This window comes from Actinoplanes sp. NPDC051411 (assembly GCF_040682075.1).
GTDB lineage: Bacteria > Actinomycetota > Actinomycetes > Mycobacteriales > Micromonosporaceae > Actinoplanes.
In genome coordinates this window covers 19,785-27,826 of record NZ_JBFBAD010000129.1, presented here as the reverse complement: position 1 = coordinate 27,826, position 8,042 = coordinate 19,785, and the positions used below count along the sequence as shown (strand labels likewise).

The window sequence follows — 8,042 nt, the reverse complement described above, 5'->3', positions numbered from 1 at the left end:
ACGGCCCCCGCCGCCCGCACCCTGGCCCCCGCCCCCCCCCTCCCCGACCGGGGTCACCGCCCGGGCGGCGTGGCCGGGGGGCCACCGGGGGCGGCCCGGGGGCCGATCGGCGGCCGCGCCGCCGAGATCGAAAGACTGGGGTCGCGCTGGGCGACCGCCCGTCGCGGTTTCGGGGGTACGGCGGTGCTCCGCGGCCCGTCCGGTTCGGGCCGCACCCGCCTCGCCGAGGAGGTGGCCGCGCTCGCCGCCGGCCCGGCGTACGCGGGCGACCGTCCGGGCGGTCCGGCGCGCGCGGGCGATCGTCCGGGCGGCGCGGTGTTGTGGGCGACCTGCCGGGCCGACGAGCCGCTGCCACTGGCCGCGCTGCGCGAGGCGGTCGACGGCTACCTGCGGGGGGCCGCGGCCCTGCCCGGGGCGCGGCGCGCGGTCGTTGCCGACGCGGTCCGCGAGGCCGCGGTGGCGGCCGGCCCGGCGCTGGTCGGGCGGCTCTCGACAAGGCTCGGCGAGCTGCTCGGTGACGCGGCGGTCGCGCTCGGCGAGGTACGCGACGAGCACGTGTTCGCGGCGGTCGCGGTGTTCCTGGCCGAGCTGGCCCGGCGCTCGGACGGCCTGCTGCTCGTGCTCGACGACGCCGGCCGGCTCGACCCGGGAAGCCGGCAGGTGCTCGCGCTCCTCGACGCGGACCTGCCCACCGTGCCGATGCTCGTCCTGCTGACGGCGCTCGACGGCGACCCGCTCGCCGGGACGGAGACCGGCTCGCCCGGCCGGGCCGCGGATGAGGCCGGATCGCCCGGCCGGGCCGCGGATGAGGCCGGCTCGCCCGGCCGGGCCGCGGATGAGGCCGGCTCGCCCGGCCGGGCCGTGGATGAGGTCGCGGAAGCCGGCTCGCTCGGCGGGGCGGCGGAGAAGGTGGCCGGGGGCGGCTCGCCCGGCCGGTCCCGGGTCGAGGTGGTGGAGTGCGGCCCGCTCGACCGGGCCGCCGTCGACGAGCTGATCGCCGGCCGTCTTCCGGGTGCCTCGGTCACCGCGGAGCTGACCGGCCACGTCTCGGCCCGCACCGACGGGTCGCCGTTCGCCGTCGTCGCCTACCTGCTGCGGCTGATCGACGCCGGCCTGCTCACCCCGATGTGGGGCACCTGGATGCTGAACGTGGCCGGCGCGGATGCCCTGCCCGCGGCCGACGACGTCCGCGAGCTGCTCTCGGCGCGTCTCGCCCGGCTGCCCGACGGTACGTGCCAGCACCTCCTGACCGCCGCCGTGGCCGGCGACCGCTTCCGCATCGAAACCCTGATCGGGGCCGCGAGGAGCAGCGACACCCTGATCGGGGCCGCCAAGGGCGCCGACACCCTGATCAGCGTCGTGAGCAGCTGCGACACGCTGACCGGGTCCGGGGGGAGCGGCGCCGATGACGTCGTCGCCGCGGTGGCGGCCGCGGTCGACCGGCGGGTCGTCGAGGCGCGGCCCGGCGGCTGGTTCGTCTTCATGCACCCGCTGCTGCGCGAGACCCTGCTCGAAGCGGTCCCGGCCGCCCGCCTCCGCGAGCTGCACGCCGCACTGGCCCACGCGCTCGAAGAGCTGCCGCCGGCCCTAAACGACGCCGATCACGTCTACGCGGTGGCCCGCCACTACCGGCGCGCCGGTAGCGCGGCGCCGGAGGCCGACCGGCACCGGAGCGCGCTGGCGGCCGGCCTGAGGGCGCTCGACGACCGCGCCCCGGCCGACGCGGTCGGCTATCTGCTCGGCGCCGGCCCGTCGACCGAGGTGCTGCACCCGCTGGCCGTCGCCTATCTGCGTTCGGCCCGGTACCAGGAGTCGGCCGAAACGCTCGACCGGGCCCTCGACGCCGAAACCGACCACCGCGAACGGGCGCGCCTGCTGGCCACCCGGATCGAGCTCCGGCACACCCTCTGGGACACCGAGAGCGCACTGGAATCGACCGGTGCCGCCCTGGCCGAGCTGCGCCACCCGCTGCCCGGCAACCCGTTGCTGCTGGTGATCACGACGTTGAGCATCGCCGCGGCCGGTGCGCTCGTACGCCGTACGAAAATCGGCTGGGGAACCGCCAAGGGTGCCCGGCGCGATGAGCTCGCCGCCCTCGCCGCCATTCTTGACGCCGGCGGCTATGCCGCCGGCCTGGGTCTGCGCCTGCGCGAGGCCGGCCTGCTCGCGATGCGGGCGCTCTACGCGGTCAACCGGCTCGGCCCGGGCCCCGAATACGTCCGGGTCTATGCGCTGGTCGGCTACTTCGCGGCGATGATCAAGCTGCGCCGGACCGCGCTGCGTTGCCTCGACCGCTCGTCCGCGGTCGCCGGTCAGCTGGGCGACCCGGCGCTGGCCGCCTACGCGGAATGGCTGCGCGGCTGCGCCATGCTCTTCGGCGGGCACGACGACGGAAGCGCCTGGGAACACACGATCACCAAGCACGAGCGGTGGTTCGCGCCGGCCCAGCTGATCCCCGGGCACGCGACCGTCGGACTGCGGCTGCTGCTGCGCGGCTACACCGCTCAGGCGCGGGCCGAATACGAGCGCGGACTCCGCCGGCTGCCCGATCCCCGCCTGGCCGCCGGCAGCTCGTTCAGCATGCTCGGCGTGATGATCGCGGCGATCGAGGGGCAGCACGCCGAGGCCGCGACCGGGCTGGCCGCGCTCGGCGACGGCGCGACGCCGGCCCACCGGGCCCACCTGCTGACCGCGGCCGCCTGCGCGGCGATCGAGCAGGGGGAGATAGGGGCGCCGTTCGAGGCGCTGGTCGCCGACTTCCGCGCTCTCGGGCTCAAGCCGCGCGAGCTGATGACCCAGATGAAGTGGTTCTACGCCTTCCAGTCCCACGGCCGGATGGCCCAGCTGCGGCTGGCCACCGACGAACAACGGCCGGAGGCGATCGAGGCGGCCCGCCGCGCGGTCCGGGATCTGCGACGCGTACGCAAATCCTCGCCCCTGCTCGACGCCGCGTACCTGATCGGCGAGGCCGCGCTGGCCCAGCTGACCGGCGACTTCCAGGCCGCGCTGGACTGGGCCGACCGGGTCGAGCCGATCGCCCGCCGCACCGACGCGCCGATCATCCACTTCGAGGTGGCGCGGTTCCGGGCCCGGGCGTTCCGCGGGCTCGGGCTGGGCAACGAGGCCGAGCGGCAGGCCCGCTACGGCCTGCTGCTGGCCACCAACTACGGCTGGGAGCAGCGCCGGCGGCAGATCCGGGCCGAGTTCGCGGTCGACGACACCGGGCTCTCCAACCGGCGCACCAACGTCGAGCGGCGCGCCGACGCCGGGCGCAACCGGCGGCTCGAAGCCCTGCAGCAGGTCGGGGCGGCGGCGGCGAGGATCCTCGACCCGCAGGAACTGGCCCGGGTCGCCCTCGACGAGATGCTGGGCATCCTCGGCGCCGAACGCGCGCTGTTCTTCCTCCTCGACGACGCGGGCCGGCCGGTCCACTACGCCGGGCGGGGCGCCGGCGGCGCCGATCTGCAGCAGCAGACCGCGTACGGCGCGACCCTGGTCGACCGGGTGGCCGAGAGCGGCGAGGCCCTGGTGCTGACCGGCACCGAGCAGGGGGCGGCCCTCGGCTCCCGCTCCGCGGTGGTGCACGGCCTGCGCAGCATCCTGGTCGCGCCGGTCCGCTTCAAGGGCACCACGGTCGGCGTCGTCTACCTCGACAGCCGGCTCGCCCGCGGCATCTTCACCGACGACGACGTCGAGGTGCTGACCGCGGTGGTCGGGCACGTCGCGGTGTCGCTGGAGACCGCCCGGGCGGCCCAGCTGCACCTGGCCGTGCAGGCGGCGCGGCAGCAGCAGGCGTTCGCCGAGACGCTGCGGTCGAGCCTGGCCGAGCTGAGCGCGATCCACGATCCCGCCCTGCTGTTGCGCCGGCTGTTCGCGACGCTGGTCGCCCGGGTCTCGGCCGATTCCGGATGCCTCGTCGTGGGCTCCGAGGTGGTCGAGGTCGCCGGGGCGGCGACCGGCCTCGGCCGCCGGCTCTCTTTGCGTACGGTCCTCACCCCGACGGTGCTCGACTCGGTGCCCGCGGTCCTGGGGCCGGCGGCGGTCGCGTTCGCGGTGCCGCTGTTCCACCGGGACGGGCCGGCCGGTGTCGTGCTGCTCGGCGCCCCGGCGTTCGACGACGGCGCGGTGCAGGTCGCGGCGGCGCTGGCCACCCAGGGGATGAGCGCGTACGACAACGCGCGCCTGTTCAGCCGGGTGCAGGAGCTGGCGACCACGGACGAGCTGACCGGGCAGCACAACCGCCGCCACTTCTACGCGATCGCGGGCGCCCTGGTCGTCGCGGCCGACCGGGGCCGGCACGACCTGGCGGCGGCGATGCTCGACATCGACAAGTTCAAGAACATCAACGACACGTACGGCCACGGCGTCGGCGACGAGGTGATCCGCGCGGTCGCGTCCCGGATCCGGGCGGCGGTCCGCCAGGCCGACGTGCTGGGCCGCTACGGCGGCGAGGAGTTCGCGGTCGTCCTGCCCGACCACGGGGGCGACGCCCGCGCCCTGGCCGAGCGCATGCGCGCGGCGGTGGCGGCGGTCCCGGTCACGACGGCGGCCGGCCCGATCCCGGTCACGATCAGCGTCGGCCTGGCCGGCCTGAACCCGGGCGACGGCACCCTCGACCACCTCCTGGCCCGGGCCGACCACGCCCTCTACCAGGCGAAGGAGTCCGGCCGCAACAAGGTGGTCGAGGTCTGACTCCGGGCTACCGGGGGTCCGCCACGAGCGTGTAGGTGCTGGAGTGGTCCTCGCCGCTCGCCGCCTGGTAAGCGGCCAGCCCGTGGTACGTGACGTCGTTCCACAGGTAGAGCTCGTGGCCCGGCTTGGCGGGACCGGCGTACCGGTTGTGGTCGAGGACCAGGTGGGCGTTCTGGGCCGCGGTGCCGGCCGGCTTGTCGCGGTCGATCAGGTCGGCCCCGGCCTCGGTCGCGGTGATGGCGTTGCCGGTGATCGTGGTGTCGTGGATGTAGTACTGCAGGAGCATCGCCGGTGACCCGCCGTGCAGCACGTTGCCGGAGACCGTGATGTCGTACGCCTCGCCGCGGTGCTGGTCGTAGCCGCCGAGCGCCAGGCTGGTGTAGCCGCTGCCGGTGACGGTGTTGCCGGTGATCGTGATGGCGTTGGTGCGGCCCTGTTTCCACTCGGAGGCGGCCTCAATGCCGATGTCCGAGGCGTCGACCCGGTTGCCGGCGATGGTGATGGCGGTGCCGCCGTCGACGTAGATGCCGTCGGCGCAGTCGCACCACGACCCGTCCTCCCAGTAGGCCGGGTTGCCCGCGCTGATGATGCGGGACACGTGATTGCCGGCGATCACCCCGTGGCGGGCCCGGTTGACCTCGGTGAACCGGGCCGCCCCGGAGATGGTGTCCTCGAAGCCGATCGCGTCGATGCCGATGTTGTTGTCGTCGTGGATGACGTTGCCGGTGACCGACCAGCCGTCGACGTTGCCGTTCAGCACCAGCGTCTCGCTCGCCCCGAGCACCAGATGGTCGAGCTCGTTGCCGTCGACCCGGATGTCGGAGAGCGAGGCGGCCGGGTCGGTGCCGTAGACGGCGATGCCGTGGGCGTTGATGTCGAAACTGCCGAGGGTGCCGTTGTCGTTGCCGAGATGATGGACGTGATTGTGAGTGAGCCGGATGGAATGCCCGGATCCGCTCACGAAAATGCCGATCGGCACGGCCGAAAGGGACCGGGTGCGATATCCGGTGATGGTCAGCCCGGAAATGGTGATCGCGGAGCTGTCGTGGATCTCCACCATTCCGCTCTGGTCGTCGGGCACCGTGAGGCCGGTGCCGTCGAGCACCGGCGCCGAGCCGGCGGCGGCCCGCACGGTGACGTGCGAGCGGCCGGTCAGCACGATGCGCTGCCCGAGGTAACGCCCTCCGGCCAACTGCACGGTGCCGCCCGGACGGCCCAGCCGGTCGACTGCGGCCTGGGGGGTCCTCAGCGGGTGGGAGGCGGTGCCGCTCGCGTGGTCGGAGCCGCCGGGGGAGACGTAGAGAATCGCCGGCGACCGGGCCGGCACACCGGGACCGCAGAGGGCGGCCGCGGCGACAATGGAAACCGTTCGGCGAAGACGCATGACGCACTGTCGCGCTTATTCGGCAATAACGCAAACGTGCAATTTCCGGTGCGCGTTTCAATCACTTATTGCGGCGGAAAGTGATTGCGGGAAGATCGCGGAGGCGCCCGCCGGCATAGGCGGGACGGCCGGCCGCGGCGGCGACGACGTCCGGCGTGCGGGACAGAACGAGCGGTGGTTTCCTGGGTCGATGGAGACCTATCCCACGGTGCGCCAGGTCGTACTCGACACTCTCGACGCGCGGGGCCTGGCCGAGTTCTACCGCCAGATGTTCGGGCTGACCTACCGCGAGGGCGACGAGATCCCGGCCGACGGGTCGCCGGACGAGCGGGGCGCCGACTGGCTGGTGCTGCGCAACCCGGGCGGCATCCAGCTGGCCTTCCAACAGACGACCGGGGTCACCCCGTCGACCTGGCCGGACGGCACGATCCCGCAGCAGTTCCATCTCGACACCGTCGTGCCCGACACGGAGGCCCTCGACGTCCAGCACGAGCGCGCGCTGGGGCTCGGGGCGAAGCTGCTCTTCGACCGGAGCGACGACCCGGACGAGCCGCTGCGGGTCTACGCCGACCCGGCCGGGCACCCGTTCTGCGTGTTCGTCGGATAAATGGTTTGAGGGCCGGCGCGGGCGCCCGTACCGTTGCGGGCATGACGCGCTTCGCCACGACCGCCACCCGGCTCCGGCTGCTGGGTCGGCTCGGGCTGCTCGAAGAGCGGCCCGACCGGGGCCGGCGCCTACGCTGACGTTCTAGACGACGCACGCGAGCCGCTTTCCCGGTCACCGACCGGGAGGGCGGCTTTTTCGTCCCCGAAACCGCCCGTCCCCGAGATCGCTCGGCCCCGCAACCGCTCGTCCCCCATCGCAGCGCCCTCGTAGCCCAACGGCAGAGGCACGACGTCGAGAACGTCGGTGGTGCGCGTTCGAATCGCGCCGAGGGCACGCACCGGCAACACCAGGCCCGGGTAGCCCAACGGCAGAGGCCCGCCGCTCAGAACGGCGACAGTGCGCGTTCGAATCGCGCCCCGGGTACGCGGCCGGCTCCTCGGAGCCGGCCATGGCGCGGTGGACGAAACAGGTAGAGTCGCCCGGCTTTCACCCGGGACACGTGCGGGTTCGAATCCCGTCCGCGCTGCTGCTAAAGGATCGGGTCGCGGGTGAGCGCGTGCGCCAGGCTGGCCGCGTACTCCTCGGCCAGGGTGATGCTCTCGAGCGCGACCGAGCGGCGGCCCCCGGGGCTCGTTCTCGCGCTGTGCCGCATCCGGTCCCGGATTCCCTGCATGGCGTTGAGGTGATCGTCGATCAGATGCTGGACGTAGACGGAGATGTCGTGTTGCGCTTCGAGAGTCATGGTGGCTTGCTCCGGTGACCGTGCTGTGAACGAACGCTCTTCATCTTGGAGCAACCCGTGGCCGGGCCGGGCCGATAACCGTTCTTTCGACCGGTCCGGTAACCGTTTTCATGGCGCTGTCGACGCACACCGATTTGCGTCGTACAGTGGTCGAGCAACTGAACGTCCGGTGACGAAGAGTGAGCCTCGTGACGAAGGATGTGCCTATGCGCGGCTCGGTGCTCGAGGTGCGAACCAGCGCCGACGGGAGCGTTGTGATCGCCCCGCACGGGGAGGTCGGTCTCGACACGGCGGTCGAACTGCGGCAGGTCCTCGTCCACACCGTCCGAAAAGTCCGGCCGTTGCGCCTGATCCTGGACCTGGCCGACGTTCCCGCGCTCGACCCGATCAACCTCGGAACCGTCGCGGCCGCCTGCGGGATGGGCGATGACCATCAGGTCGCGGTGTTCGTGCACAACCCCGGCCCACTGATCGTCGAGCAGCTGACCGCCGCCGGCGTCCCTCACCAACGGTTACGACAGGTCACCGTCTAGCCGGTCGCCGGCGAATTCAAAATGAACGTATGGCGAATCCGCGGAATTGTCGCCCGGTGCCTGCTAGGCAATTGCCGGCGTGCA

General features: G+C 73.2%; 5 protein-coding genes and 3 tRNA genes. 6 read left to right on the top strand and 2 right to left on the bottom strand.

The annotated features are described in order from the left end of the window. Positions 1 to 69 precede the first annotated feature (69 nt). Complete coding sequence (locus AB0M88_RS43325; RefSeq protein WP_364112315.1) at positions 70 to 4,692, top strand: diguanylate cyclase; 4,623 nt, start codon at positions 70 to 72, stop codon at positions 4,690 to 4,692. Between the two features lie 7 nt (positions 4,693 to 4,699). Here AB0M88_RS43325 and AB0M88_RS43320 read toward each other — a convergent pair whose 3' ends face one another. Further along, on the bottom strand, positions 4,700 to 6,076 hold the full coding sequence (locus AB0M88_RS43320; RefSeq protein ID WP_364112313.1) for a right-handed parallel beta-helix repeat-containing protein: 1,377 nt from the start codon (positions 6,074 to 6,076) through the stop codon (positions 4,700 to 4,702). A gap of 190 nt (positions 6,077 to 6,266) precedes the next feature. Between AB0M88_RS43320 and AB0M88_RS43315 the strand changes: the two genes are divergently transcribed. From AB0M88_RS43315 to AB0M88_RS43300, 4 genes are all read left to right on the top strand, one after another. Next, positions 6,267 to 6,683 carry a VOC family protein gene (locus AB0M88_RS43315; RefSeq protein ID WP_364112311.1) on the top strand — a complete coding sequence of 139 codons (417 nt, stop codon included), beginning with the start codon at positions 6,267 to 6,269 and terminating at the stop codon, positions 6,681 to 6,683. Positions 6,684 to 6,943: 260 nt separating this feature from the next. Further along, a tRNA-Leu gene (locus tag AB0M88_RS43310) sits at positions 6,944 to 7,016 on the top strand. Between the two features lie 17 nt (positions 7,017 to 7,033). Continuing rightward, a tRNA-Leu gene (locus AB0M88_RS43305) sits at positions 7,034 to 7,106 on the top strand. 27 nt (positions 7,107 to 7,133) lie between these two features. After that, positions 7,134 to 7,209 (top strand) — tRNA-Glu (locus AB0M88_RS43300). 3 nt (positions 7,210 to 7,212) lie between these two features. On the opposite strand, the gene AB0M88_RS43295 is transcribed toward AB0M88_RS43300, so the two are convergent. Then, positions 7,213 to 7,425, bottom strand: coding sequence for a hypothetical protein (locus AB0M88_RS43295; protein WP_364112309.1), 213 nt, complete (start codon positions 7,423 to 7,425; stop codon positions 7,213 to 7,215). Between the two features lie 188 nt (positions 7,426 to 7,613). On the opposite strand from AB0M88_RS43295, the gene AB0M88_RS43290 reads away from it, so the two are divergent. Then, a complete protein-coding gene (locus AB0M88_RS43290) occupies positions 7,614 to 7,958 on the top strand; it encodes a hypothetical protein (RefSeq protein WP_364112307.1) in 345 nt (114 codons plus the stop codon). Positions 7,959 to 8,042: the final 84 nt, after the last annotated feature.